A 231-nucleotide genomic window follows, 5' to 3' on the forward strand; every position below is an offset into this window, starting at 1 on the left:
ATATTGGTGGTGACCTCCTTGGTCGCCTCTGCCGTCTGCGAGACGCTGCGGGCGATCTCGGCGGTGGCGGCGCCTTGCTCCTCGATGGCCGCGCCGATCGAGGTGGCGATGCGGCTGACCTCCTCGATGGTGGCGGTGATGCCGCCGATGGCATCGACGGCCTCCTTGGTCGCGCCCTGGATCTGCGCGATCTTGTCGCCGATCTCGCGGGTGGCTTCCGCAGTCTGGCTC

General features: G+C 68.4%; 1 pseudogene. It reads right to left on the reverse strand.

The annotated features are described in order from the left end of the window. Positions 1–231, reverse strand: a pseudogene (locus XH79_RS06755) (methyl-accepting chemotaxis protein); the annotation flags it as partial.

It is taken from the genome of Bradyrhizobium sp. CCBAU 45389 (assembly GCF_028128625.1).
In the GTDB taxonomy this organism is placed as follows: Bacteria; Pseudomonadota; Alphaproteobacteria; order Rhizobiales; family Xanthobacteraceae; genus Bradyrhizobium; species Bradyrhizobium liaoningense_B.